This is a genomic window from Microbispora catharanthi, assembly GCF_006334915.2.
Lineage (GTDB): Bacteria > Actinomycetota > Actinomycetes > Streptosporangiales > Streptosporangiaceae > Microbispora > Microbispora catharanthi.
On record NZ_VDMA02000010.1, the window covers coordinates 225190 to 250383 of the forward strand.

The 25194-nt window shown below is 73.2% G+C and carries 18 protein-coding genes; 4 read left to right on the plus strand and 14 right to left on the minus strand.

Annotation, left to right across the window (positions count from 1 at the left end):
* Nucleotides 1-136 precede the first annotated feature (136 nt).
* Together FH610_RS20685 and FH610_RS20690 are read left to right on the plus strand one after the other, a co-directional pair.
* On the plus strand, nucleotides 137-1087 hold the full coding sequence (locus FH610_RS20685) for an ABC transporter substrate-binding protein (RefSeq protein WP_139576169.1): 951 nt from the start codon (nucleotides 137-139) through the stop codon (nucleotides 1085-1087).
* 241 nt (nucleotides 1088-1328) lie between these two features.
* Nucleotides 1329-2024: an HNH endonuclease family protein gene (locus FH610_RS20690; RefSeq protein WP_139576170.1), complete on the plus strand. Its 696-nt coding sequence runs from the start codon at nucleotides 1329-1331 to the stop codon at nucleotides 2022-2024.
* A 9-nt stretch (nucleotides 2025-2033) separates the two neighbouring features.
* Here FH610_RS20690 and FH610_RS20695 read toward each other — a convergent pair whose 3' ends face one another.
* The 13 genes from FH610_RS20695 to aceB all read right to left on the minus strand — a co-directional run bounded on the left by FH610_RS20695 (nucleotide 2034) and on the right by aceB (nucleotide 19549).
* On the minus strand, nucleotides 2034-3506 hold the full coding sequence (locus FH610_RS20695; protein WP_139576171.1) for a hypothetical protein: 1473 nt from the start codon (nucleotides 3504-3506) through the stop codon (nucleotides 2034-2036).
* Between the two features lie 64 nt (nucleotides 3507-3570).
* Complete coding sequence (locus tag FH610_RS20700) at nucleotides 3571-6639, minus strand: DUF6493 family protein (protein ID WP_139576172.1); 3069 nt, start codon at nucleotides 6637-6639, stop codon at nucleotides 3571-3573.
* Nucleotides 6636-8009 carry an SWIM zinc finger family protein gene (locus tag FH610_RS20705; RefSeq protein WP_139576173.1) on the minus strand — a complete coding sequence of 458 codons (1374 nt, stop codon included), beginning with the start codon at nucleotides 8007-8009 and terminating at the stop codon, nucleotides 6636-6638. Before FH610_RS20705 ends, FH610_RS20700 begins: the two co-directional genes overlap by 4 nt.
* 54 nt (nucleotides 8010-8063) lie before the next feature.
* Nucleotides 8064-9092 (minus strand): CU044_5270 family protein, encoded by a 1029-nt coding sequence (locus tag FH610_RS20710; RefSeq protein WP_139576174.1) that lies wholly within the window; start codon nucleotides 9090-9092, stop codon nucleotides 8064-8066.
* Nucleotides 9092-9814: an RNA polymerase sigma factor gene (locus tag FH610_RS20715; RefSeq protein WP_240809083.1), complete on the minus strand. Its 723-nt coding sequence runs from the start codon at nucleotides 9812-9814 to the stop codon at nucleotides 9092-9094. The genes FH610_RS20710 and FH610_RS20715 overlap by 1 nt, the downstream gene beginning before the upstream one ends.
* A 105-nt stretch (nucleotides 9815-9919) precedes the next feature.
* Entirely contained in the window at nucleotides 9920-11881 is a 1962-nt protein-coding gene (locus tag FH610_RS20720) for an FHA domain-containing protein (RefSeq protein WP_139576175.1), read from the minus strand.
* A gap of 243 nt (nucleotides 11882-12124) precedes the next feature.
* Entirely contained in the window at nucleotides 12125-12793 is a 669-nt protein-coding gene (locus tag FH610_RS20725; RefSeq protein WP_139576176.1) for a hypothetical protein, read from the minus strand.
* 74 nt (nucleotides 12794-12867) lie between these two features.
* A complete protein-coding gene (locus FH610_RS20730; RefSeq protein ID WP_139576177.1) occupies nucleotides 12868-13086 on the minus strand; it encodes a DUF2277 domain-containing protein in 219 nt (72 codons plus the stop codon).
* A gap of 29 nt (nucleotides 13087-13115) precedes the next feature.
* Entirely contained in the window at nucleotides 13116-13850 is a 735-nt protein-coding gene (locus FH610_RS20735) for an IclR family transcriptional regulator (RefSeq protein ID WP_240809084.1), read from the minus strand.
* Between the two features lie 28 nt (nucleotides 13851-13878).
* Nucleotides 13879-15129 (minus strand): (Fe-S)-binding protein, encoded by a 1251-nt coding sequence (locus tag FH610_RS20740; protein WP_139576178.1) that lies wholly within the window; start codon nucleotides 15127-15129, stop codon nucleotides 13879-13881.
* Entirely contained in the window at nucleotides 15129-16484 is a 1356-nt protein-coding gene (locus FH610_RS20745; RefSeq protein WP_139576179.1) for an FAD-binding oxidoreductase, read from the minus strand. Before FH610_RS20745 ends, FH610_RS20740 begins: the two co-directional genes overlap by 1 nt.
* Nucleotides 16484-17935: an FAD-linked oxidase C-terminal domain-containing protein gene (locus FH610_RS20750; protein ID WP_139576180.1), complete on the minus strand. Its 1452-nt coding sequence runs from the start codon at nucleotides 17933-17935 to the stop codon at nucleotides 16484-16486. The genes FH610_RS20745 and FH610_RS20750 overlap by 1 nt, the downstream gene beginning before the upstream one ends.
* Nucleotides 17936-17959: 24 nt before the next feature.
* Nucleotides 17960-19549, minus strand: a complete 1590-nt coding sequence (aceB, locus tag FH610_RS20755) for a malate synthase A (protein WP_139576181.1) — start codon at nucleotides 19547-19549, stop codon at nucleotides 17960-17962.
* A 147-nt stretch (nucleotides 19550-19696) separates the two neighbouring features.
* Between aceB and FH610_RS20760 the strand changes: the two genes are divergently transcribed.
* Entirely contained in the window at nucleotides 19697-20377 is a 681-nt protein-coding gene (locus FH610_RS20760) for a DUF4097 family beta strand repeat-containing protein (RefSeq protein ID WP_139576182.1), read from the plus strand.
* Nucleotides 20378-20383: 6 nt separating this feature from the next.
* On the opposite strand, the gene FH610_RS20765 is transcribed toward FH610_RS20760, so the two are convergent.
* Complete coding sequence (locus FH610_RS20765; protein WP_240809085.1) at nucleotides 20384-21736, minus strand: FAD-binding oxidoreductase; 1353 nt, start codon at nucleotides 21734-21736, stop codon at nucleotides 20384-20386.
* Nucleotides 21737-21888: 152 nt separating this feature from the next.
* Between FH610_RS20765 and FH610_RS20770 the strand changes: the two genes are divergently transcribed.
* Complete coding sequence (locus tag FH610_RS20770) at nucleotides 21889-25194, plus strand: ATP-binding protein (protein WP_139576183.1); 3306 nt, start codon at nucleotides 21889-21891, stop codon at nucleotides 25192-25194.

The following is a 25194-nucleotide window of genomic DNA, read 5'->3' on the forward strand; positions in this document are numbered from 1 at the left end:
TCCGGGCGCTGAGCGCTCGTCGGCCGCGATCTCCACGATCGCGGCCGATCCCGCTTGTTGTGGAATACTCTGCCGGTGTCGCCGCGGCCCCGCCGCTCGCGTTCGCCGCCCCGTACGACATCAGATGAGGCTAGATATGAGGATCCGTCTCCTTGCCGGCGTGCTGACGCTCGCGCTGGCCATGACCGCCTGCAGTGGCGGGAGTTCGGATGACGCCGCCGGAGCAGGCGCCGGGGGCGGCACGAAGACCGTACGACTCGCGATCAACCCCTGGATCGGCTACGAGGCCAGCGCCGCGGTCGTCGCCTATCTCCTCGAGCACGAGCTCGGCTACAAGGTCGAGAAGATCGAGAGCGCCGAGGCGGACTCCTGGAAGGGCTTCGAGAAGGGCACGGTCGACGCCGTCCTGGAGAACTGGAGCCACCCGGAGCTGAAGAAGGAGTACATCGAAGACAAGAAGGTCGCGATCACCGCGGGTGAGGACGGCAACAAGGGCGTCATCGGGTGGTACGTCCCCGAGTGGATGGTCCAGAAATATCCGGACATCACGGACTGGCACAACCTGGTCAAGTACAAGGACCTGTTCAAGACCGACAAGAGCGAGGGTCTGGGCCAGTTCCTCGCCGGCGACAAGTCCTTCGTCACCAACGACGAGGCGCTCATCAAGAACCTGAACCTGCCCTACAAGGTGGTCTACGCCGGCAGCGAGGACGCGCTGATCGCGGCGGCTCGCAAGGCCACCGAGAACGAGACCCCGCTGCTGATGTACTTCTACGAGCCGCAGTGGCTGTTCAACCAGCTCAAGCTCGTCAAGATCAACCTTCCGCCGTACGCCATCGGGTGTGACGACAACGTCAAGACGATCAAGTGCGACTATCCGCCCTACCTGCTCGACAAGATCGTCAGCGTGAAGTTCGCCAAGACCGGCGGCAAGGCGTACGAGTTCATCAAGAACTGGACGTGGACCAACGACGATCAGAACGCCGTGGCCTACGACATGTCGGTGAACAAGATGAGCGCCGAGGCGGCCGCGAAGAAGTGGGTCGACGCCAACAAGATCGTTTGGCAGGACTGGATCCCGGCGTGATCCACCGGATCTGATCCGTCGGGCCGTTCACCGGGCCCGTTCAAGGGGCGTGGCGCGCACGGCGTGCCGCGCCCCTCGTCGTACGTCGCGGCTCTCCTGCGCGCCTCCTTTGCCACTTTTTTACTCTTTGCTATATCTGAGAGGGATATTTCATTACCTAGGGGTGGCAGTGGGCGGGCGTGGTACCCGGCTGATCGCCGGAATCTCGGTGGCGGTGGCCGTACTGGCGGGTTGCGGGCCGATGCCCGAATTAGACGGCGACCCCACGGGCAAGGGCGGCGGCGCGAAGAGCGACTCGGGTACGGAGCGGGGCGTCAACCCGCTCGACAACCCCGACGGCACCGGCCCCGGTCTGAAGGCGATCTCGTCGGACAAGGACCGGGCGAAGGCTCGCGATCTGATCGACAAGGTGGCGACGAAGGGCCGGGGGGCGAAGACCGGCTACGACCGCGACAAGTTCGGCTACGCCTGGGCCGACAACGTGGACGACGTGCCGTGGGGGCGCAACGGCTGCGACACCCGCAACGACCTGCTCAAGCGGGACGGCCGGGACATCAAGTATCGCAGCGGGTCGAACTGCGTCATCGCCTCCATGACCCTGTACGACCCGTACACCGGCAAGACCATCGACTGGAGCAAGTCGCATGCGGCGGAGGTCCAGATCGACCATGTCATGCCCCTGTCGTACGACTGGCAGATGGGCGCGTCGCGGTGGAGCGAGAGCAAGCGCAAGCAGATCGCCAACGACCCGCTCAACCTGATCCCCGTGGACGGCTCCACCAACGGCTCCAAGGGCGACTCCGGCCCGGCCACCTGGCTGCCGCCCAGCCGCGACATCCGCTGCTCCTACGCCGTGCGATTCGCCCAGGTGGCCCTCAAGTACGACCTGCCGGTGACCTCCGCCGACAAGGCGGCCATGCTGGAGCAGTGCAGATGAGCCGCCGGCTCACCGATACACGACCTTCTTGACCGATCGGCCGGGGAACACGACGACCAGGTGCTCCTCGGCCGTTTCGCCTCCCCGGGCGTAGACGCGCAGCCGATAGCGTCCGGGGCCCTTCAACGCCAGGTTCGGCAGCCGGGCCCCGGCGCCCTCGTCGCCGCCGTCGGCGTACGAAGGCACCTCCAGGCGCCCGCTGCGGCTGACCAGGCCGACCTCGGCCACCTGCTCCCAGCCCTTCAGCCGTAGCCGGGGAGCGGAGCCGAACGCCTTCACGGTCAGGCACATCGGCTCGTTCTCGCCGTAGGTCATCACGACCGCGGAACTGCCCGCCGCGCCGAGGAACCCGTCGTCCACGCTCGCGTAGGGGTCCTCGCCCTCTGTGGTGTCGTCCGGGTCGTACACGCCGTATCCCCCGCCCTCGAACAGGAAGTACGCGGCCGTGCCCTGCCGCCGGGCCCGCAGCCGCGGCCAGGGGTCCCGGCAGCGGGCGTTGGCCTCCGCGACGACGTCGCTCTCGTGGTCCGCGCGTGCCCCGTCCTCGGGCCGGGCCGCCTCGGGTGGCCCGGCGTCGTACCACGAGTCGCTGTAGGCGGAACCCGCGGTCTCCTCCGGCCCGACCAGCACGAGGAACGGCAGCAGGACCGCCGCAAGCAGGATCGGCCCGGACGGGCGGAGCGGCGTACGCTCCCGGGGCGTGCCGCGTGGGCCGGTGAGTTCGCGGGCGGAGCGGGCCAGCCACACCGCCAGGAAGACGTCGAACTCCTCCAGCATCCCCATCAGCGGCACGGTGGTGGAGGTGAACGCCCAGAGGACGGCCACGGCGGCGAGAGGGGTCGCCAGCGACACCGTGACGTGGCGCCAGCCGGCCGTCACGGTGTCGCGACTCCAGCGGCCGTCGCGGTGCTGGCCGAAGAGGACGGCCACCTGCCAGGCCGTCGCCATCGCGAGGCAGGCGAGCAGGATGAACCGGGGCACCCGCACCCCGGGCACCTCGTCCATCGCGATCATCGCCAGGCCTGCCGACCCCGGCCAGGCGGAGACGAGCGCGAACACCCGGAGCCGTCCGCGGAGGGCAAGTGCGAACAGCACCTGCAGCGGGCACCACAGGGCCAGTGTGAGCGCCTCGCCGACGAGGTCGGGGAGCCGTACGGCCGGCAGCGGGGGGATCAGGGCGTGGGCGACGGCCAGGTAGAGCAGGCGCCGCAGCCAGACCGTCCGCCGGTCGGCGGGCCGCGGCGCACGCGGGGGGAAGGTGAAGACCTGGCGGAGCATCCAGGTCTTGAGCGCGAGGATCGTGAAGAGACCCACCGCGGCCGCCGCGGCGAGGCCGTCCGAGGAGTAGTCGTCGAGCGGATACCACAGGACGGCCGCCCAGAGGGCGTCGAGACGCCCGGTGACGGCCGTGCCCACGGCGCCGACGGCCGAGATCGCCAGGTAGGCCCCGGCCGCGATCCACCCCGCACGCTGTCGTAACACTCGGCGCCCCTCCCGGGACAAAGAAGGACGATCTTAGGGGAGATCGCTTCCGGCGGCGCCTGCGTCATCCGGCGAGCAGGTCGCGCAGGCGCGCGCACTCCCGGGCGAAGCGGCTTCCCCGGCTCGCCCGGCCAGTGGCGGCGTGCGCCGACACGACCGGGATCTCGCCGCGGGCGCCCACCCAGACGGCCAGGTCGGCGGCGAGCGTCACCGCCTCGGTATGAGTGACGTTCGGCCGCTCTCCGGCAGCGGGCAGCAGATCCGGCAGCAGGGCCCTCAAGATCTCCCACACCTGCTCGTGCGCCCCCTGATGCGCGGCCTCCCGCAGCGATGCCAGCACCGGACGGGACTCGAACCAGGTGCGGCGGATCAGTAGCGCGAGCTGACGGCCGACCGCCTCGGTGGGCAGGACTCCCCGGCTCGCCATTCGCAGCAGCAAAGGGACCGGGTCCTGGCGACGCTCGGCCAGGAAGTAGGCCACGATGAGCGCGGTCGCGTCCCCGAGCGGGCCGTCGGCGTCCGCCACGGCCTCCAGGTATGGCGGGTAGACCCCCGGGTGGTTCCACTGGTAGAGCAGGTGGGGCAGATAGTGGACGGAGACGGCCTCACGGTGCGACGGGAGCATCGACGGCCACCAGCCCATGACGTAACCGTGATCGTCCCAGCGCCACTTCGACGGCTCGCGCAGCAGCTCGTCGATGAGAGGGTGCCCGGTCGGCTCCGCGCGCAGCACCGGCACCAGCCGCACCTGCTCGACGTGCCCGGGGGCACGCTCCTCGAACAGGTGCTCGTGCGCGCCCTCGGTGTAGCCCCACTTCAGCCCCGCCTCCGGGTCGGGCAGGCCGCCACCGGCGAGCCAGGCGGCGACGGCCGAGGCCGCCCGTGATCCCACGCGTCCGGCGCGTTCGGCGACGAGGGGGTGAGCCCCCCGCGGCAGCCGCAGCAGCGCCTGCTGCAGGTCGGCGGGCAGCGGTTCCGCGCCCGCGGCGGCGCACAGCTCCAGCCGGTCCACCAGCACGCCGGGGTCGAGGTGCCCGCTCAGCACCGTCGGCGTCGCCAGCAGGACGGCTGGCAGCGTCCCTTCTCGAAGCGCCCGGTAGATCTCGCTGAGCCGGTACAGCAGGAACATGTGCGGCGGAGAGACGTGCGCGGGTTCCGGCAGCCGGTTGCGGCGGCGGAACTCCACCGCGGGGTCCGGCTCCTCCGGTGTGCCGAACAGCGGCCGGAAGCCCGAGTACATGATCTGCACGCGGAACTCAGGCTCGCCGGGATCGCGCGCAGGCGTGGGCAGCCCGTCGCGCATCGCCGCCACCCGCTCGGCGGAGATCCCGATCTCGAGGATCTGGCGGAAGATCTCCTCCCGGACGTGCTCCGGCAGGTCGCCGAAGGCCGGCTCGAGCGCGGCCTCGTCTTCAGCGCCGTCTTCGTCTTCAGCGCCGTCTTCGTCTTCAGATCCTTCTTCGTCTTCCGGCCCGCCCTGGTCTTCCTGCCCGGCCTCGTGGCCGTCCATTTCCTCTGGCGGCACGGCGCTGACGTGCACGGAGAAGCTCGACCCCGCCCAGGGATCGACGGGCTCCGGATCGGGCACGCCGGGATCGGTGCCGGGAGCGATCACCTCCTTCGCCAGGGCGGCGATCCAGGCGTCCGGATCGAGCCAGCGCTCCATGTCGTAGAGGTAGGGAAAGGAGCCCAGGAAGACGGGGGCGAGCGTCTCGCGCAGGGCCGCTCGGTTCCCGCCCACCAACGCGACGAAGCCGGCGAGCCACTGCTCGCACGCCACCCACCCGTGAAGTTCCCCTGTGGTCCGGTCCACCGTCGGTGCGGGGAACGGGCCGGGCTCGGGGAAGACGGGCAGCGGCGCGGGGGAGAACGGCTCCGGTGTCTGTTCGGCGGCGACCTCGCCGCCGAACACCGCGGCGAGCTCCCGGCCGAGATCGGCCGGGAGCAGCGGGACCGCGTCGGCGATGGGCTTCGCGTCGGCGGTCGGCTTCGCGTCCGCGCCGAACGCCGCGGCGTGCTTGAGCGCGATCCGGACGGCTCGCCGCCGCACGTCGTCGGAAGCGTGAGCGAACGCCGTGACGAGCGCGGGAGCCAGTTCGCCGGCGCGTGCGGGCCTGCGCCGCACCTCCTGGTCCAGCCGGGTCAGGCCGGCGCGGGCCAGCTTGGCCTCGGGCCTGAAGGTCAGCGCCTCGATCGCCTCCTGGACGTCGGCGTCGTCGTGAGGGCCGGTGCGGTTGATCTGGGTCAGGGCCAGCTCGGCGACCGGGCCGGGGGCGGCGGGGAGCAGGCGCAGGTAGTCCCGGGCCCGTTCGGCCGCCTCCTGCGGCGCCGGGTCGATCAGCTCGTGCAGGCGCACGAAGAAGCGCAGGTCCGCGGCGTCGCCCCCGCGCAGGAACCGGCTCACGCAGCCGTCCAGGAGCTCCGCCCGCGACACCCGTCCGGCACGCAGGAGCCGCCGGATCAGGGAGAGCCACGGGGTGGGCGACGGCGTGAGCCGTTCCTCACGCAGGGCGGGCCCCGCGCCCTCGGCCTCGAAGATCCGCGGCAGCAGCGGGCCGAGCAGCGGATCGTCGTCCGCCGCCTCGCCGGTCAGCCACGCGACCACGAGCGGGTCGTGCGGGGGCGGTGTCACGCCGGAGGCCCGCAGCAGCGCGAGCACCAGCGGGGCGACCCGGTCGTCGTCGGCCCTGCGAATCTTCCCGGCGAGCCGGCCCGTCACGTCGGCCTGCCACTCGGCCGGGCGCGTGACCAGCACCCGGACCACCTCGGCCGGGTCCGGGGCCGGCGCCCACTCCGGGTAGAGCTCGCGGCGGGTCAGCCAGGCCGCCGCGGCGGCGGGCCCGGAGATCGTCCCCGCACCCGCGATCCGCAGGGACGCGCCGAACTCGGCGAGGGCGCCCCGCACGGTCCGGCGACGCTCCCAGGCGAACCACGGGTCCTCGTCGTCGAGGTCGTGGGTCCCTCGGCTCTCGCGGGCCATCTGTGCGGCGGTGTCGCGCATCTCCGTGAGGAAGCCCGGCAGCCGTCTCGCCACCTCGGCGCGCTCGGCCTCGGTGAGCGCGATCACGCGGTCGGCCAGCGTCTTCGTCTCACGTGCGGTGACGAGGTCGCGCACTTCCTGCCAAGCGCTCATCGGGCCGTCTCCGAGCTCATCTCCACACCGGTCCCCACACCGGTCTCCGTGGTGGACCGCGCGGCGCTCCTGGCCGCGAGCACGTGCTTGCACGGCCCGCGTGAGCCGCGGTGGTCCCACCACCAGGGGCAGGTGCACGACCCGTCGGTCAGGCCGGCCTCCCGCACCCCGCCGTCGGTCCGTACGCGCGCCGTGTCGCCCGTGATCTCCACGGCGCCGGCCTCGACCAGCGCCCGCGCGGCCGTCAGCCGCGGGTTGAGGTGCTGCACGTGCTCCCTGTCGTAGGGCAGCTCGCGGTGGAAGTACGCCGCCTCGGACAGGTCGTAGCCGACCCGCCCGGCCGTGCCGAGCTGGGTGAGGGCGGCCCGCACGCGCGTGGAGGACAGCCCGGCGCGGTCGGCCAGCACGCCGATCTCCACCTCGGGCTCGAAGTTGAGCAGCATCCCCACCACGTCGGCGTCGGCCTCGGCCTCGTCGGTGGCGAGGTCGGCCAGCACCGCGCCCTCGCCGGAGAAGCCGCGCCAGCGCTCCGGCGACAGGACCAGCGTGTAGCGCATTCCGGGCAGTTCCAGCTCCCACGCGCTCGACACCGGGCCGCCGGGAGCGGCCGGGCCGTACACCTTGAGGCTCCTGGCGAAGCGGAGCAGCGGCAGCAGCGTCGCCAGGCGGCCCACGCCGGACAGGCACACCGCTCCGGGGCCGGGCCGGTCGGCGACGCGCAGGTCGCGGCCCGCGGGGGCGACCCACAGGTCGGCCGTCGCCCGCTTGGGCAGGGACCGCAGGAACCGCACCGCGCTCATCCCGTGCAGCTCGGCCCGCAGGTCCATACGCGCCGCGATCACCTGGACCTCGGCGAACCCCCGCAGCCACCGCTCGGGCAGCGGCACCTTCTTCTCCACCACCGCGCCGTCGAGCGTGGTCACCGTGAGCTCGTCCGCGCCGACCCCGAGGTGCAGCGGGTCGCGCGCGCCCACCCGGGCCAGCGCCTCCCGCAGCGGGCCGTTGACGTCGACGTTGGTCGTCCCCCGGTCGAACACCTCGCCGTCCAGGGCGTTCTCGAGCAGGTCGAGCCGGGCGTACACGCCCCCGCAGGCGGAGAACGACTCGAACCGCAGCCGGTCGCCGCCGCATGTGACGACCGGATCGCGCGTCCACCCCGGACGCGGCTGGTGATAGCGGGTGAGGGCCACGTCGGCCACGCCCAGCAGGGCCGCCGCCGCGGGCGCCGCCTGGGTCACCACCCCGCTGAAGAACCTCGGCGCCACGGCGGGGCCGCTCAGGGCCCTGCCGCCGGACGTCGAGAGCCCGAGGCGTCCGTCCACCAGCATCGAAGGCGCGGCGTAGCTGTACGCCTGCGTCGCGTTTGTCATGTGCCGGAGGCTAGAGATCACCACCGACAAATCGCCGCCCGTACGGGCGGGGGGTCAGAGGCAGCCGGAGCGGGGGTCGTTCACCTCGGGCGCGGTGTCGTCGACCGTGACCTCCAGTTGGGCGGTCGAGGCCACCAGGCTGCCGTTGGGCGCCTTCGCCTCCTTCTCGTCCACCACGACGCCGCGCTCCCCGAGCAGCTCGTAGGTGGACGGGTCGAAGATGATCTCCTCACGCACCCCGCCGGAGACCCGGCCGACGCCGATGCCGGTCCGTCCGGCGGCGTCCTCGGTGTTCTCGGTCACCGTAACCCCGGGAATCGTGGCGGCGGCCTTGAACAGCGCCGCGCGCTGGGGCGCCGGCACGTACGTCTCCCGCAGCAGGTCGCCGACGGCCGTCCACGCCCCCGTGTCGGGCGGATTGTCGCCGTGCGGCCGGTCGTACAGGTAGGCGCGCATCTTCTCCGGGTCGTCGGGCAGCTTCTTGAGATTCGTGTAGGCGGTGTCCCGCACGCTGTTGCAGGCGGGCAGCCGCATCCACTCGGTGCCCTTCTCCTTGTACGCCTCCGGCGGGATCGGCCACCCGGGGTAGGCGTGGGGCTCCAGATATTCGATCTTCAGTGCGCCGTCCCTCGTGCCGTCGGCGGACAGCCAGATCGTCCGCTTCGTCCGGTAGAGGTAGCGCGACTCCTTCTCGCCCTCATCGACCACGTCGGCCTCGTACATCGTCTGCGAGCTGACCTTGACGAACTGGTCGTCGCGCGGCGACAGGTCGGTCACCGCGCGGGCCGCCCTGCCCAGCACCTCCTCGGCCGACATGGCCGACACCTTCGGCAGCGTCACGACTCCCGGGCTCACCTTCGCCGGCCGGGCCTCCGGTTCCGTCAGCACGGTGGTGACGGCGACGACGCCCGCCGCGGCGAGCAGCGCCGTCCCGCCCGCCAGAAGCAGGTACGGACGCGGGCGCGGGCGGGCGGGACGGCCCGAGGGGTCGGCCAGCCGCCGCCGTACGGCCGCCTTGGCCGCGAGGGAGTAGGGCGCGACGTCGGGCCGCTCACGCGCCACCAGGTCGATCTCGTCGGTCATCACACGTTCTCCTCGGGAAGGTCGAGATGGCGGCGCAGCTTCCCGCGCACCCGGTGCAGGCGCGAGCGGACCGTGCCGATGGGGATCTTCAGCGCCTCGGCCGCCTCCTCGTAGGAGAGGTCGGCCCAGGCCACCAGCAGGAGCAGGTCGCGCTCGGCGGCCGACAGCCCGGCCAGCGCGGCGGCGAGGGCGGGCCGCAGGGCGGCGGCGCTCGCCCGCTCCGCTCCGCGCTCCTCCTCGTGGGCGCCGCGCTCGCCGGCGTCGCGCGGCGCGCGGGCGAGCGCCCGCAGCCGGCGGACCTCCGACCGGCGGTGCCCGGAGATGAGGTTGCCGGCGATGCCGTACAGCCAGGGCCGGGCGTCCGGCCGGGAGGTGTCGTAGCGGTGCCGCTTGCGGAACGCCACGAGGAACGTCTCGGCCGTCACGTCGTCGGCGTGCTCGGGGCCGAGACGGCGACCGGCGTAGGCGTGGATCTCGTCCGCGTGCCGGTCGAAGACGCCCGCGAACCGCTCGGGCACCGTCAGCGACGCCTCGATCAGCCCGGCGTCGCTCGGTTCGGCGTCGCTCGACCCGGTGCCGTACGGCCGGGTGCCGACGGCCCGGGCGCCGCGTGCCCCGCTGCGGGTCCCGGAGCCTGGGGCCGTGCCGTCGCGGGAGCCGCCGGGCTCGCGACCCGGGGCGACCGTGGGGAAGCGCGTGTCACCGGAGACCGTCCTCACCACCCGATTTGTCCGTTCATAGGGGATCCCTTCCGTGGGCGCCGTCGCGCCCTTCACCCCTACTCCGCCGGACGGCCCGGGCCGGTTCCGTGGTTCGCCGGAGCGACGTCAGCCGGAGGGCGTCCCGCCGGGCCGCCCGGTCTGTCCGTCCGCCTGCCGCGCGACGAGCGCCCCCTCGGCAGGGGACGCCGCGGGGGACGCCACGGGGGACGCCGCGGAGACCGGCTGGTCGAAGATGTCGATGTCGACCTCCTCGCCGCCGACCGTCAGCGTCTCCCAGGCTCCGCTCACCAGCAGGGTACGCAGCGTCTCGCTCCGCAGTTCGCGCAGGTGCCGGATGAGGGTCGCGTCGTCGGGCATGCCGGGAACACGTGGTGACAGGCGGTCGCGGATCTGCCGCAGGCGCTCCATCAGGGCGTCGATGTCCGCTTCCCTGTCCGAGGCGGCGCGGCCCTCCTCGATGCCCTGGACGATCGTGTCCTTGATCGCCCGGGTGACTCCCTGCTCGTCGGTGGTCACCATCGCGTTCCACGCGCGGCTCTTGTGCCGATACTGCAGCATCGACATCGCCGCCTCGTGCCGTACGAAGTCGGCGTCCCGCAACGGCCTGCCGCGCCAGTTGCGGTTGAGCGACCGGGCCAGCGAGATGGCCGACGCCAGCCCGCTGTTGAGGCCCCGCCCCGGCCAGAAGTGGATCGCGTTGGCCGCGTCCCCCAGGAGGAACCCGTACGTCCCCGGGGTGGTCGAGGTGGGGGAGTACAACCGGGCGGTGAACCGCGGCCGCTGCACCATGTCCAGCCGGAAGGCGGTGACCGCGCTCACGTCGCCGTCGGCGACGCCGAAGAGCGCGAGCCCTTCCTTCGCCCGCCTCCACAGTGCCGAACCCCTGATCAGGGCGGGCAGGAACAGCGTGTGGTGGGTTGAGCAGTGGAAGTCCCCGTCCTCGGTGCGCTCCATCAGGCAGGGACTGGAGGCGACGCACTCCTCGAACACGTGCCGGACGGGGTCGATGCCGACGACCTCCGCGGCCTCGTCGTCCGTGAGCCGCATGTTCAGGAAGCCCTCGCCGCGCAGGGAGTTCAGGAGGAACCGGTTCTGCGCCACGGTCAGCAGCACGATCGCCGGGTCGGGCAGGCTGGACTTCACCCGCAGCCCCAGCACCACGTCCTGCAGGTGCCGGCCGTCGAGCGAGAAGATCGAGTCGTCGGCCCGGCCGAATCTGTCGGTGAAGTGCTCGCGGGTCCGCGAGCGCCCTCCCTCGCAGATGGCGAGCACGTGCTCCTTGGCCACGGCGTCCTGGCGCTCCGCGGGGTCGAACAGCTCGGGCACCAGGCGGATGCGGCCGGACCTCTCGTTCGCCATCTCCAGCAGGGTGTCCTCGATGTAGGCGATCCGGATGTTCCGCGGGCGGTGGTCGCGGATCGAGTCCGGACCCGCCGGCCACATCTCGCTGTAGGACCCCTCGGTGAACAGCCGCGACTGGACGTCCTCCGGGAGGTTCAGATACTGGCGGCTCTGCACCGTCACGACCTGCTGCCGCCGGTTGTTGCCCTGCGTGGCGTTCTTCCACACGATCCGCGGCCCGTCCTCGGTCCAGCGGCCGTCGTAGATCGTGATGGCGACCCGGTGCCCCATGAGGTGTTCGAGGAGCAGGGCGAAGGCCAGCCCGACGGGCCCGCCGCCGGAGATGGTGACGTGCAGGACCTGCTCCGGTTCGACGTCAGGGAACGACCGGCGGAACCGTTGCATCAGGGAGGTGTCCATGACCGTCTCGGTGTCGTCGAACACCTCGAAGCGGAACGTCTCCCCTCCGATGGCGATCGTGTCGCCGGGCCGGAGCACATGCGTGGTGACACGCCTGCCGTTGACCAGCGTCCCGTTGCTGCTGCCCCGGTCGAGCAGCACGTAGCCCTCGGCCTCGCGGCGCACCTCCGCGTGGAAGCGCGAGGCCCTCTCGCTCGTTATCACCACACTGTTGTCGCCTCTGCGACCGAAGGTGATCGGCTTGTCGTCGATCGGGAAACGCTGACCGGCAAGTGGACCTTCATACCCGACGATCGCAGGTGGCACCGGTCCGCCCCCTTTCCCTCGGAACCGCCGATGCGATCATTAATCGTGACACGCTTCCCGTCTGCTGCAAAGCGCCGCAGTCAGGACAGGCAATCACCCTGCGCGAACGAGGCGGGGGCCGGCGTCCCACGGACCCGCGGAGACGCGAGAAGTCCGGGCGTGGTCACCGACGCCCCGATCGGCCCGGCGTCGCTCGGTTCGGCGCCCTCCGCCCCTACTCCGCCGGGGTTCCATCCGATGTGCTCACCCGGTGACGAGGAAGCCGTTGTGGTCGCGGGCGACCCCGCCCGTGCGCTCGGCGATCGCGAGGGCGGCCCGCCGGGCGGCGGCCGGAACGTCCGTGCCGTAACCGCCGTCCGCGGACAGCTCGTACGTCACGTCGTCGGCGTCCCATTCGGTGACGAAGACCTCGATCGGGCTCTCGGCGCTGGTGAGCAGCGTCGTGCCGGCGTCGGTCACCGTCGTGACGGCCAGGCCGGGCACGTCGTCCGCGAGCAGGCCGATCACCTCGTCCACCGCGATGAGCCGCCCGCCGGTGACCTCGGCCAGGTCCTCCGGCGGCTCCTGGCACTCCGGGTGCTCCCGGCCGCCGAGCCGCTCGGCGAGGCCCCGCACGAGCAGGCTCGGGCGCGCGAAGTCGCCGCCCGCCTCGCTGTCGATGTTGCGCGCGAAGAACGCGGCCGCCCAGCCTGCCGGCAGGCCCGCCCTGGCCGCCAGCTCAGGGCTCAGCTCGATCGGCCCGCGCAGCTCCACGTTCTCGCCGATCTTGAAGCCCCGCCCGTACGGCCCGGCCTGCGGGTCGTGCAGCCGCACCGTCTCCAGCAGGGTCGCGGGATCGGGCGCGTACGGCAGCAGCAGCGTGGGCCCCTTGCGCAGTCGCCGGGCCGTGAGGAAGTCGGAGATCATACCCATGCGGCCACTGTCCCGCCCGGCACTTGCGGCCGGCTTGGACTCCCCTGCTCGGACCCCCTGCGTGGACTCCGGTGCTATCGGGCGGCCGAGCCGCGGACCTGGAGGGAGGCCAGCAGCGCGGTGCTGGCCTGCGTGATCTCCTCGACCGCACGGTCGAACGCCTCGGCGTTGTGCGCGGCGGGCGCGCGGAAGCCGGAGATCTTGCGGACATACTGCAGGGCCGCCGCCCGGATGTCCTCCTCGGTCACCTCGTCGGTGAACGGCGGGCGCAGGGTCTTGATGCTTCGGCACATGACCCCATACTGGCCGATCCGTGGCGCGGTCAGGAATGGAAGACGGCGGCGCCGAAGTCCTCGGCCACCTTGCGCAGCATCGCGGCGAGCTCCTCGCGGTCGACCGCGTCGATGCGCTCGGCCGGTCCGGACACCGACATCGCCGCGAAGGTCCGCCCGCCGTCGTGGACCGGCACGGCCATGCAGTGGACGCCGCTCTCCTCCTCGCCCAGGTCGAGCGCGTACCCCCGGGCGCGCACCCGGCCGAGCTCCTCCAGCAGCTCGCCGACCGCCGTGATCGTCCGGTCCGTACGGCGGGGCAGCCCGGTGCGCAGGAACACCGCCTCCGCGTCGTCCCGCCCGGCCAGCAGGGCCTTGCCGACGGCCGTGCTGTGCGGCAGCACCCGGCGGCCGACCTCGGCGAACATCCGCAGCCTGCGCGGCGAGGGCACCTGGGCCACGTAGACGACGTAGTCGCCCTCCAGCACGGCGAGGTTGGCGGTCTCGCCGGACAGCTCGACCAGCCTCGCGAGGTAGGGCTCGGCCCAGACCGCGAGCATCCGCTCGGCCACGCCGCCGATCCGCACGAGCGCGCCGCCGAGGGCGTAGCGCCGGTCGGACTCCTGCCGGACGTACCCGCGGGCCAGCAGCGTCTGTAACAGCCGGTGGATCGTCCCGTACGGCAGGCCCGTCGTGGCGGCTATCTCCGACAGACCGGCCTGGCCGCCGTGCTCGGACAGTGCCTCGAGCACGTCCAGCGCCCGGTCGACGCTCTGCACGCTCACCGCGTCCTCCTCTTCGGCGGTGTCATCCTCAATGCGGGGACCGTCCCAGCATGCCGGGTTCGAGGCCGCGCAGCGAGGCGTCGAGCACCTCGGCCGTGTGCGCGACCCGGATCTCCCCCTTGCCCGCCCTGCGGACCGAGGCCGCGATCTGCATCGTGCATCCCGGGTTGGCCGACACCAGCAGGTCGGCGCCGGCGGCGAGCACGCGCTCGGCCTTGCGGTCGCCCAGCTGCCGGGCCGCCTCGGGCTGGAAGAGGTTGTAGGTGCCCGCCGATCCGCAGCAGATGGCGGACTCCTCGACCTCCCGCAGCTCCAGCTCCGGGATCGCGCGCAGCAGCTCGCGTGGCTGGGCGCGCACGCCCTGGGCGTGGGCCAGGTGGCAGGCGTCGTGGTAGGCGACCGTGACCGGCAGCGGGTGGCGCTCGGCGACAGGTCCCAGCTCGACCAGGAACTCCGCCAGGTCGCGGGTCCGCAGCGCCTCGGCACGGGCCGCCCAGGCGGGCTCGCCGGCCAGCACCTCGGCGTAGTCCTTCATGCTCGACCCGCAGCCCGCCGCGTTCACCACCACGGCGTCCACGCCGGCCCGCTCGAAGGTGGCGATCGTGCGGCGGGCGAACCTGCGCGCCTCGGCCTCGCGGCCCGAGTGCAGCGACAGCGCCCCGCAGCAGCCCTGCCGGGGCGGGATCACCACGTCGCAGCCCTCCAGGGCGAGCACCCGGGCCGTCGCCGCGTTGACCCGCGGGAAGAACTCGCCCTGCACGCAGCCCGTGAGCAGCCCGACCCGCGCCCTGCGGCGTCGCCTCGCCCGCACCAGCGGCGGCAGCCGTACGGGCCGGGGGACGCCGGGCGCCAGTTCGGCCATCGCGCCGAGGGAGGGGTGCACCTGTTCCAGGAACGGTTGCAGGCGCCTGCTCAGCCGCATGGGCAGCCGCATCGCCCGCAGCCTGCGCCGGTAGGGGAACAGCGCGAACACCAGCGCGCGGATCGCGCGCTCGTCCGGGCGGCGCACGTGCTCGCGTTCGACGACCGCGCGGGTCTGCTCGATCAGGCGGTCGTACCGCACGCCCGACGGGCACGCGGTGACGCATGCCATGCAGCCCAGGCAGGCGTCGAAGTGGCCGGCCATCGCATCGGTGAGCGGCGTGCCCTCGACGTGCTGCCCCATGAGGTGGATGCGCCCGCGCGGGGAGTCCATCTCCTCGCCCCACAGCACGTACGTCGGGCAGGTGGGCAGGCAGAACCCGCAGTGGACGCAGTCCCTGATCAGCTCGGGGTCCATCAGATGCCTCCCAGGAAGCGGCCGGGGGAGAGCCGGCGATCGGGATCGAACCGCTCCTTGACCCGGCGCATCAGCGGCAGCGCGCCGACGCGTCCCCACCGGTCGAGGCGGCGCGCGGCCTCCGGGGGCGCGGCGAGCACGACGACCCGGCCCTCGCCGTCCGCCTCCATGTGGGCCCGCAGCTCGCCTGTGAAGGCGGCGACCCGGCCGGGCTCGGTGTCCGGCGGCAGGGCGACGTGGAAGACGTGCGAGGCCAAGGAGCCGCGCACCGCCGCGCGCACGCCCGCCTCACGGGCCGCCATGAAGGGACCGACGAAGCTGCCGGCCAGCCGGTAGGGGATGTTCCTGACCTCCAGCAGGATCTCCCCGCCGCCCGCGCCCCCGGTGCCGGGCGGCCCGTCCGGTACCGGCGGCTCGGGCAGGCGCCCCCACCACGGCGGCGGCTCCTCGGCCACCTGCGCGTCGCTCAGCCCACCGCCCATCAGGGCGCACAGCGCCTTGGCGCGCTCGGCCGCGGCGGCGCCCTCGACCAGGACCGCAACCGTGCAGGGACTCTCCACGTCGGGCCAGTCCACCTCCACCGCGCTCGGCTCCAACGGCGACTCTGTGACCGCCGGGATCACCGCGCGCAGGGACGCCGCGACGTCCGTGGAGGTGGTGTCCAGCGTCTTGCCCTCGTACACGTAGGGTTCGACGGTCTCCGTGACCGGGCGTTCCACCGTCGCCGTCACCCAGGCGCGGGCGGCGGGCAGGGGATGGAGGCGGAACGTCGCGTCCGCGATGATCCCGAGAGTGCCGTACGAGCCGGTGAACAGCTTGCCGAGGTCATATCCGGCGACGTTCTTGACGACCTTCCCGCCCGACTTGGCGATCGTGCCGTCGGCGAGCACGACCGTGACGCCGATGAGCAGGTCGCGGGCCGTGCCGTGGCGGAACCTGCGCGGCCCGGCGATGCCGGTGGCCAGCAGCCCGCCGACCGTGGTGCCCGGCACGGGCACGTCGAGCGCGAGCTCCTGGCCGCCCTCGGCGAGAGTCCGCGCCAGCGCCTCCACGGTCACCCCGGCCTGCGCCCGGACGACCAGGTCGCCCGCCGTGTGTTCCGGCACCCGGTTCATGCAGCACAGGTCGACGAGCACGTCGCAACGGGAGGGCGGCGCGCCCCAGTGCAGCTTGGTGCCGCCGCCCGTCGCGACGGCGGCCAGGTCGTGCGCGGCGCACACCCGCATCACGGCCGCGATCTCCTCGGCGGACTCGGGCAGCGCCACCCAGCGCGGCCGCGCGCCCGCGACCTCGTCTCCGTCGCCGGCCGCGCGCACGGCCACGCCGGTCGCCTCCAGTGCGTCCCGCGCGTCCATCAGAACTGCTCCGCCAGACCGGCCTCGACCAGGGGATGGGCGCCCCTGCGCACTCCCGGCACCTCGCCGCACAGGCGGGGGGTGGGGAAGACCTTGCCCGGGTTGGCCAGCCCCCGGGGATCGAACGCGCACCGCACGAGTTGCATGGTGTCGAGGTCGTCCTCGGTGAACATCCGGGGCATGTAGCGGGCCTTGTCCACGCCGACGCCGTGCTCCCCGGTGATCGACCCGCCGTGCTCGACGCACAGGTCGAGGATGCGCCCGCTGACGGCCTCGGCGCGCTCGGCCTCGCCGGGCACGGCGTCGTCGAACAGCACGAGGGGGTGGAGGTTGCCGTCGCCCGCGTGGAAGACGTTGGCCACGCGGATGCCGTACTCCTCCTGCAGCCGGTCGATCCCCGCGAGCACGCGCGGCAGCGCGGTCCGCGGCACCACCCCGTCCTGCACGATGTACGCCGGGCTGATCCGGCCCACGGCGGCGAACGCCGACTTGCGGCCCCTCCAGATGGCCGCCCGCTCCTCGGCGGAGGCGGCCACCCGGATCTCGAAGGCGCCGCTGTCACGGCAGATGCGCTCCACGGCCGCGAACTGGTGCTCCACCTCGGCATGCGGGCCGTCCAGCTCCATCACCAGCACGGCTCCCGCCCCGGCGGGGTAGCGGCAGTGGACGGCGGCCTCGGCCGCCTCGATCGCCAGCGCGTCCATCATCTCGATGGCGGCGGGCACGACGCCCGCAGCGATGATCGCCGACACCGCCCGCCCGCCGGCCTCGATGCCGGTGAAGGCGGCGAGCAGGGTCGTGACCGCCTCGGGTGCCCGCGACAGCCGTACGGTGATCTTGGTGGCGATGCCGAGCGTGCCCTCCGAGCCGATGAACGCGCCGAGCAGGTCGTAACCGGGGTCCATCGCCGACAGTTCGACGATGTCCCCGTCCGGCGTGACGATCTCGGCGGCGAGCACGTGGTTGACCGTGAAGCCGTACTTGAGGCAGTGCGCGCCGCCCGAATTCTCCGCCACGTTGCCGCCGATCGAGCAGACCTGCTGGCTGGAGGGGTCGGGGGCGTAGTAGTACCCCCGGTCGCGGACCGCCTCCGTGATCGCCAGGTTCGTCACCCCGGGCTCTACAACGGCCCGGCGGTTCGGGATGTCGATCTCCAGGATCCGCCGCATGCGGGAGGTGACGATCAGCACCCCGTCCGTGCGCGGGAGGGCGCCGCCCGACAGGCCGGTGCCCGACCCGCGGGCGACGAACGGCACGTCGTGCTCGCCGCACAGCCGCACGACCGCGGCGACCTGCTCGGCCGCCTCCGGCAGCACGACCACCCCGGGGGTCGCCCGGTGGTGGGTCAGCCCGTCGCACTCGTAGGTGCGCAGCCGCACGGGGTCGGTGACGACGGCGTCCGGCGGGAGCACGGCCGCCAGCCGCGCCGTCAGCCGTTCGAGCTCGGACATCGGCTCCCGCTTCCCCTCACATCGTCACGGCATCCGCTCGTACGCAGGAAGCGTAAGGAACTCCGCGAAGTCGTCGTCAAGGGCGACCTCCTTGAACAGCGCCGTGGCCTGCGCGTAGAGCTTCTCGTCGTAGCCCGGCTCGGCGGCGATCCCGGCCAGCTCCTCCTCGATGATCCGCTCGGCGAGCTCCCGTGTCACCACCGCGCCGGTGTCGGCGAGCGTGATGTCGTTGTGGATCCACTGCCAGACCTGCGAGCGGGAGATCTCGGCCGTCGCCGCGTCCTCCATCAGGTTGTGGATCGCCGCGGCGCCGTTGCCGCCCATCCAGGCCGCCAGGTAGCGCAGGCCGACGTCCACGTTGCCGCGCAGCCCGGTCTCGGTGATCTCGCCGGGGGTCTTGGACACCGACAGCAGGTCCTCGGCCGTGACGTGGACGTCCTCGCGCCGCCGGTCGAGCTGGTTGGGCCGGTCGCCGAGCACGCCGTCGAACACCTCGCGGCAGATCGGCACGAGGTCGGGGTGGGCCACCCAGGAGCCGTCGAAGCCGTCGCCCGACTCGCGGGTCTTGTCGGCCCGCACCTTCTCCAGCGCGACCTTGTTGACCTCGGGGTCGCGGCGGGAGGGGATGAAGGCCGCCATGCCGCCGATCGCGTGCGCGCCGCGCTTGTGGCAGGTGCGCACCAGCAGTTCGGTGTAGGCCCGCATGAACGGCGCGGTCATCGTCACCGCGTTGCGCTCGGGCAGCAGGAACTCCCGCCCCCGGGTGCGGAACTTCTTGATGACGCTGAACAGGTAGTCCCAGCGGCCGGCGTTGAGGCCCGCGGAGTGCTCGCGCAGCTCGTAGAGGATCTCCTCCATTTCGAACGCGGCCGGGTAGGTCTCGATGAGCACGGTCGCCCGGATCGTCCCCCGGGGGATGCCGAGCAGTTCCTGGGCCCGGACGAACACGTCGTTCCAGAGGCGCGCCTCCAGGTGCGACTCCATCTTCGGCAGGTAGAAGTACGGCCCGCGCCCCTTGCCGATCTGCCGCTGCGCGCAGTGGAAGAAGTAGAGGCCGAAGTCGAGCAGCGACCCGGACATCCGCGCGCCGTCCACCAGGATGTGCTTTTCCGGCAGGTGCCAGCCGCGCGGGCGGACCACGATCGTGGCCAGCTCCTCGTCCGGGCGCAGCGCGTACGTCTTGCCGCCGGACTCGAAGTCGATCGTACGGTCGAGGGCGTCGCGCAGGTTGAGCTGCCCGTTGACCGTGTTCTCCCAGGTCGGGGAGTTGGCGTCCTCGAAGTCGGCCAGCCAGACCTTGGCGCCGGAGTTGAGCGCGTTGATCGTCATCTTGCGGTCGACAGGACCGGTGATCTCGACCCGGCGGTCCTCCAGTCCCGGAGCGGGCGGGGCGACCCGCCACTCGGACTCGCGGACGTGGGCGGTCCCGGGAAGGAAATCGAGCATGCCGCCCGCGGACAGCTCCTCCTGCCGCGCCTGGCGCGCGGCGAGCAGTTCCCTGCGCCTGAGGTCGAACTCGCGCTGCAAGGTGGCCACGAAGCCGAGGGCCTCGGGAGTGAGGATCTCGTCGAACCGGTCCAGCAGGGGGCCTTTGATCTCGACGCCTTCCGTCATTTTCCACCTTCCGGAAAAATAGTTCTGAATCGTGGAATCGACGCTACTTCAGGGGAAGGCCGGGGGTCAACGCCAGGGCATTCCTCAGGGGGCGCTCGGGGGATTCCCTGATGGGAGACGCCGCACGCATGGCCGAAGATCGAGGACATGAGACACAAGACGATGGCCGTCGCGGGGGCCGTCCTGGGAATGAGCCTCGTCGTGACGGCATGCGACGTGCGGATCGGCTTCGGCGGGCAGCAGGCCGTGGAGTCCTACGACGTGACGGACAAGGTGACCGTCCTCGACGCCCGCACCGATTCCGGCGACGTCGTGGTGAACGAGAGCGACAGGTCCGGCGTCCACGTCACCGAGACCCTGCACTGGCGCGGAGACAAACCCGCGAACGGCCATTCCGTCGACGGGGACACGCTCACGCTGGCGTACAAGTGCGGCAGCTGCTCGGTGGACTACAAGGTGGAGGTGCCGCGCGGTCTCACCGTCAAGATCCACACCGGATCGGGAGACGTCACGCTGCGCGATCTGACCGGCCAGGTGAACGCCTCCACCGGCTCGGGCGACGTCGACGCGCGGGGGCTCGCCGCCAAGCAGGTCAACACCCGCACGGGCTCGGGGGACATCGCCCTCAGGTTCTCGGCCGTTCCCACGGACGTGCAGGCCGTGACCGGGTCGGGCGACGGCCGGGTCTGGGTGCCGGACGGCGCCTACAACGTCAACGCGTCGACAGGGAGCGGCGACCGCAAGGTCGAGGTGGCGCACGACGCCTCGGCGCCGCACACGATCACGATCAGGACCGGATCGGGCGACGCCGAGGTGCACAAGCTGTGATCGCCGTCAGGCGAGCACCGGCTGGTTGGCGCGGAAGACGCCGTCGGGGTCGCGGCGGCGCTTGATCTCACGCAGCCGGGCCAGCGTGTCCGCGTCGAACGCGGAGGCGGCCTTCTCGGCGCCGTTCAGGTAGGTGAACGGCTTGCGGCCGGTCGTGTGCGGCGCCATCGCCCGCGCGATCTCCGCCTGCCGAGCGGTGACCGCCTGCCCGCCCTCGGGCGACATGACCGGCCCGATCATGTTCAGCAGGTACGGCTCGGCGATGTGCCCGCACGCCCCGCCGCCGTCGGCGGGCCCGCTCAGCGCGCCGCCCAGGTGGCGCACCTGCACCGTGGCCAGGGGGGCGACGTCGCCCACGGCCGCGAGCAGATCGTCCGCCACGGCGTCGCCGAGCCCGGTCAGCAGTTCGCCGCGGCCCGCGCCGGGCACCGGCTGCGTCGGCTCGGCGCAGATGCCGCCCAGGGCGTCCAGGGGCATCGCCGCACGGCTGTCGCTCAGCACGCCGGGGATGTCCTCGAACCGCCGGAGCAGGTCGCGCCCCTCCTCCTCGCCGCCCAGGAACGTCGAGTCCACGGCGACCGCGGCGAGTCCGCGCAGCGGCTCGGGCACCTGGGGCACCGGCGGGAACTTCACCATCGCGAACCAGACGGTCAGCTCCGCGGGCGCCGCCGCGGTCACCTCCCGGTAGGCGGCGAGCACCTCGGGCGCCCGCTCGGCGGGCCACAGCATGCGCCCGCCGTACAGCAGCGGCGCCGGGTGCAGGTCCAGCTCCATCGCCGTCACCAGCGCGAAGTCGCCTCCGCCGCCGCGCAGCGCCCAGAACAGGTCGGGGTCGGAATCGGCCGTGACGCGGGCCTGCGTGCCGTCGGCGCCGACCACCTCGAACGCACGTACGGCATCGGCCGCCCAGCCGTGCCTGCGGGCGAACCACCCGAGTCCGCCACCGAGGGTGTAGCCGGTGACGCTGACGACGGGAGAGCTGCCGGGCAGGCCGGTCAGCCCGTGCTTGCCGGTCGCGGTCAGCAACTCGCCCCACTGCACGCCGGCCTCGACGCGGGCGGTCCGCCGCTCCGGCAGGACCTCCATGCCGCGCAACCGTCCGGTGCGCAGCAGGATCGTCCCGTCGAGGCGGGTGGTGGCGCCGTGCCCGCTCGGCTGCACCGCGACGGCGAGGCCGGCCAGCCTCGCGCAGCGGACCACGGCGGCGGCGTCGGCCGCGTCCTCGACCTCCACGACCGCGGCCACCCGCTGGTCGACCGCCCGGTTCCACGGCAGCCGCGCGGCCTCGAATCCGTCGTCGCCGGGGACGAGGACCTGCCCGCGTACCATACGGCGAAGGTCGGTTCCCAGGGTTGTCACGCTCTCCTCCTGCTGCGTCCGGCGGCGCCTGTCGGCCCCGCTCGTGATCAACCCTGCTACATCCCGTTTGCCGATGATTAGGAATCGGCTCGGAATCGTCTGGTTCTACGGTAGGAATCCGATTTCCGGTACATGTCTCGTGATGGGGAGCGATGGACTTTCGCCTGTTCGGGCCGATCGAGGTCACCGACGCCGACGGCCGGGCCGTCGACCTCGGCACGCCCAAGCAGCGGGCCGTGCTGGCCGTGCTCGCGCTGGAGCCGGGCCGCGTGGTCTCCCTCGACCGTCTCATCGACGAGCTGTGGTCGGGCGAGGCGCCGTCGAGCGCGACCGGGACCCTGCAGGCGTACGTCTTCCAGCTCCGCCGGGCGCTCGAACCCGGCCGGCCGCCGCGCACGCCGCCGAAGGTGCTGGTCACCCGCGAGCCCGGCTACCTGCTGGCGGTGGCGCCCGGCCAGGTGGACCTGGTCCGCTTCACCGCGCTGGCCGAGGACGGCGGGCGCGCGCTCGCCCGGGGCGAGCACGCCGCCGCGGCCGAGTCGCTGCGCGGCGCGCTGGAGACGTGGCGGGGCGAGCCGCTCGCCGAGTTCACCGCGTACGAGTTCGCCCAGCCGGTCGTCGCACGGCTGACCGAGCTGCGCGCCACGGCCACCGAGAACTGGTTCGAGGCCCGGCTGGCGCTCGGCGACGCGGGATCGTGCGTGCCCGACCTCGAACGCCTGGTGGAGGACCATCCCTACCGGGAGCGGCTGTGGAGCCTGCTCGTGCTCGCCCTCTACCGGTCGGGACGGCAGGCCGACGCCCTCGCCGCGCTGCGCAGGGTCAGGGCGCTGCTCGCCGGGGAACTGGGCCTGGAGCCCGGCCCCGAGCTGCGGCGGCTCGAGCAGGCCGTCTTCGACCAGTCGCCGGACCTCGGCGGCCCCGGGCCGGTCCCGCTCGCCCCCGCCGCCGCGCCGGTGACGGCCGTCCCGCCCGGGACCGCGCCGCGACCGGTCGTCCACGACGGGCTCGTCGCCCGGCGCGAGCAGCTCGGACGCGTGGCCGCCCGCCTGGCCGAGGCCCGCCGAGGCCGGGGCGGCGTGCTGCTGGTCGCCGGGGAGGCGGGCATCGGCAAGACCCGCCTCGCGGAGGCTGCGGCCGACGAGGCGGCCGCCCTGGGGATGGCGGTCGCCTGGGGTCGCTGCGCCGAGGACACCGGCGCCCCCGCCTTCTGGCCCTGGCTGCGGGTGCTGCGCGACCTCGGCCCCGACGCGGCGGACGCGCTGGCCGCCCTGTCCGGGGGCTCGCAGGGACGGGCACCGGGCGGCGACCCGGGCGCCGCGCTGTTCGAGCTGCACGAGCGGGTGACCGCAGCCCTTCGGGCGGCGGGGCCGTCGCTCGTCGTCCTCGACGACCTGCACTGGGCAGACGCGTCGTCCCTGCGCCTGCTCGCGTTCGCGGCCGGGGAGCTGCACCGGTCGCCGGTTCTGGTGCTGGCGACGATTCGCCCTGAGCCGGGCGGCGACCCCGAGCAACTGCGCGACACGCTAGCCGCGCTCGCCCGCGAACGCGGCGCGGAGCGCCTCACGCTGCCGCCGTTCACCCGGGAGGAGGTGGCCGCCTACCTGGCCGGGCGCGACCTGCCGGACACGCGGCTCGCCGCGCTGCTGCACGAGCGCACCGGGGGCAATCCCTTCTATATGGGCGAGCTGATCCGGCTGCTGGGCAGCGAGCGCCGGCTCGACGCCGCCTCGGTCGGCGTGCCCGACGGGGTGCGCGAGGTCATCGGGCGCCGCGTCGCGCGGCTGCCGGAGGAGACCCGCGCGCTGCTGGAGGCGGCCGCCGTACTCGGCCGCGAGGTGAGCCTCGACGCGCTGGAGGCGGCCTGCGGCGTGGGCGCGGAGGAGGCGATGCTGCGGCTCGAACCGGCCGTGGCGACGGGGCTGCTCGTCGAGGCGCCCGGCTTCGACTACCGGTTCTCGCACGCCCTCGTCCGCGACGCCCTCTACGCCGGTCTCGGCCGGGTGCGCGCGGCGCGGCTGCACCTGCGCACAGGGGAGGCGCTGGAGACGCTTCCGGGGATCGAGACGTCCGTGCTCGCCCACCACTTCGTGGCGGCCGCCCGGGCGGGCGGCGCAGCCAAGGCCGTGGAGTACGCCGTCCTGGCCGCCCGGCAGGCCGCCGCCGGCTGCGCGTACGACGAGGCGGTGGAGTGGTGGGGCAGGGCACTCGCCGCCCTCGGCCCGGCGGACCCCGCCCGGCGGTGCGCGCTGCTGGTTCGCCGCGGCGAGGCGCTGCGCGCCGTCGGCGACGTCGCCGGGGCGAGGTCGGCCCTGCAGGAGGCGATCGGCCTCTCCGCCGGGATCGGCGAACGCGCGACGCTGATCGAGGCCGCCACCGTGTTCGGCGGCATGTCCGTGTGGAACTGGCCCCACTACGGCGTCGTGGACGACGAGTCGGTCGCCCTGCTGGAGGGCCTGCTGAAGGAGCCGCTCGGCGACGCGGAGCGGGCCACCCTGCTGGGCACCCTGGGCCTGGAGCTGTACTACTCGCCGCGCAGGGCCGAGGGGGAGCGGCTCGCGGCCGAGGGAGTGCGGCTGGCCCGCCGCACCGGCGACCCCCGCCTGCTGGCCCGCTCGCTCAACAACTACGCGGTGGCGGCCTGGGTCTGCGAGCGGGAGGACGAGCGCCGCCGGGCGGTCGAGGAGATGCTCGCCCTTCCCCTGGACGCGCCGGCGGAGGCCGTCGCCCGCGTCTTCCGCATGGCGCACCTGCTGAGGGCGGGCGAGCTCGCGGAGTGGGACCGCGACCTGGCGCGCTGCGCGCGGCTGGTGGACGAGATCAGGCGTCCCGAGTTGACGGGGATGTCGCGGATCGCCGAGGCCGCCGGCCGGACGATGCGCGGCGACTGGGCGGAGGCCGAACGCCTCGCCGAGGAGTTCACCGCGCTGATCGCGGGGTTCAGCATGTGGGGCCTCGACTACCCCGGCCTGATCACCCTCTACACCTGCCGCCGCGGGCAGGGCCGGGTGGACGAGATCGCCGACCGGCTCGTGTCCCGGGCGCACGACTCCGACATGGTGCCGCTGCGCCCGGTCGCCGCGCTGGCCGCCCTCGACGCGGGCGACACCGCGCTCGCCCGGCGGCTGGCCGAGCGCTGGAGCGGAGAGATCCGCGACGACTGGACCACCGAGTTCATCCTCGTCGTGTGGGGCCACGTGGCCGCCCGGCTCGGCGTGCCCGACCCCGCCGCCCTCTACCGGAGGCTCGCGCCGTACGGGGAACGGCTCGTGGTCAGCGGCATGGGCGGCGCCGGCTGGGGCTCCACCCATCTGGTCCTGGCCGAGCTGGCGGACGCCACGGGCGAGCGCGGCCTCGCCCTGCGCCACGCCCGCGGGGCCCACGAGACGCACCTGCGCCTGGGGCTGGACCACTGGGCGGGGGAGAGCAGCCGGCTCCTCGCCGAACTGGACGGATGA

Bases quoted from the DNA above. Each gene is read 5' to 3' on its own strand.
- FH610_RS20725 (WP_139576176.1), bottom strand. From the start codon at position 12,793: ATGGGTATGATCTCCGACTTCCTCACGGCCCGGCGACTGCGCAAGGGG.
- FH610_RS20730 (WP_139576177.1), bottom strand. From the start codon at position 13,086: ATGTGCCGAAGCATCAAGACCCTGCGCCCGCCGTTCACCGACGAGGTG.
- FH610_RS20710 (WP_139576174.1), bottom strand. From the start codon at position 9,092: ATGACCGACGAGATCGACCTGGTGGCGCGTGAGCGGCCCGACGTCGCG.
- FH610_RS20750 (WP_139576180.1), bottom strand. From the start codon at position 17,935: ATGTCCGAGCTCGAACGGCTGACGGCGCGGCTGGCGGCCGTGCTCCCG.
- FH610_RS20685 (WP_139576169.1), top strand. From the start codon at position 137: ATGAGGATCCGTCTCCTTGCCGGCGTGCTGACGCTCGCGCTGGCCATG.
- FH610_RS20760 (WP_139576182.1), top strand. From the start codon at position 19,697: ATGAGACACAAGACGATGGCCGTCGCGGGGGCCGTCCTGGGAATGAGC.
- aceB (WP_139576181.1), bottom strand. From the start codon at position 19,549: ATGACGGAAGGCGTCGAGATCAAAGGCCCCCTGCTGGACCGGTTCGAC.
- FH610_RS20740 (WP_139576178.1), bottom strand. From the start codon at position 15,129: ATGGACCCCGAGCTGATCAGGGACTGCGTCCACTGCGGGTTCTGCCTG.
- FH610_RS20770 (WP_139576183.1), top strand. From the start codon at position 21,889: ATGGACTTTCGCCTGTTCGGGCCGATCGAGGTCACCGACGCCGACGGC.
- FH610_RS20745 (WP_139576179.1), bottom strand. From the start codon at position 16,484: ATGGACGCGCGGGACGCACTGGAGGCGACCGGCGTGGCCGTGCGCGCG.
- FH610_RS20690 (WP_139576170.1), top strand. From the start codon at position 1,329: ATGCCCGAATTAGACGGCGACCCCACGGGCAAGGGCGGCGGCGCGAAG.
- FH610_RS20705 (WP_139576173.1), bottom strand. From the start codon at position 8,009: ATGACAAACGCGACGCAGGCGTACAGCTACGCCGCGCCTTCGATGCTG.
- FH610_RS20700 (WP_139576172.1), bottom strand. From the start codon at position 6,639: ATGAGCGCTTGGCAGGAAGTGCGCGACCTCGTCACCGCACGTGAGACG.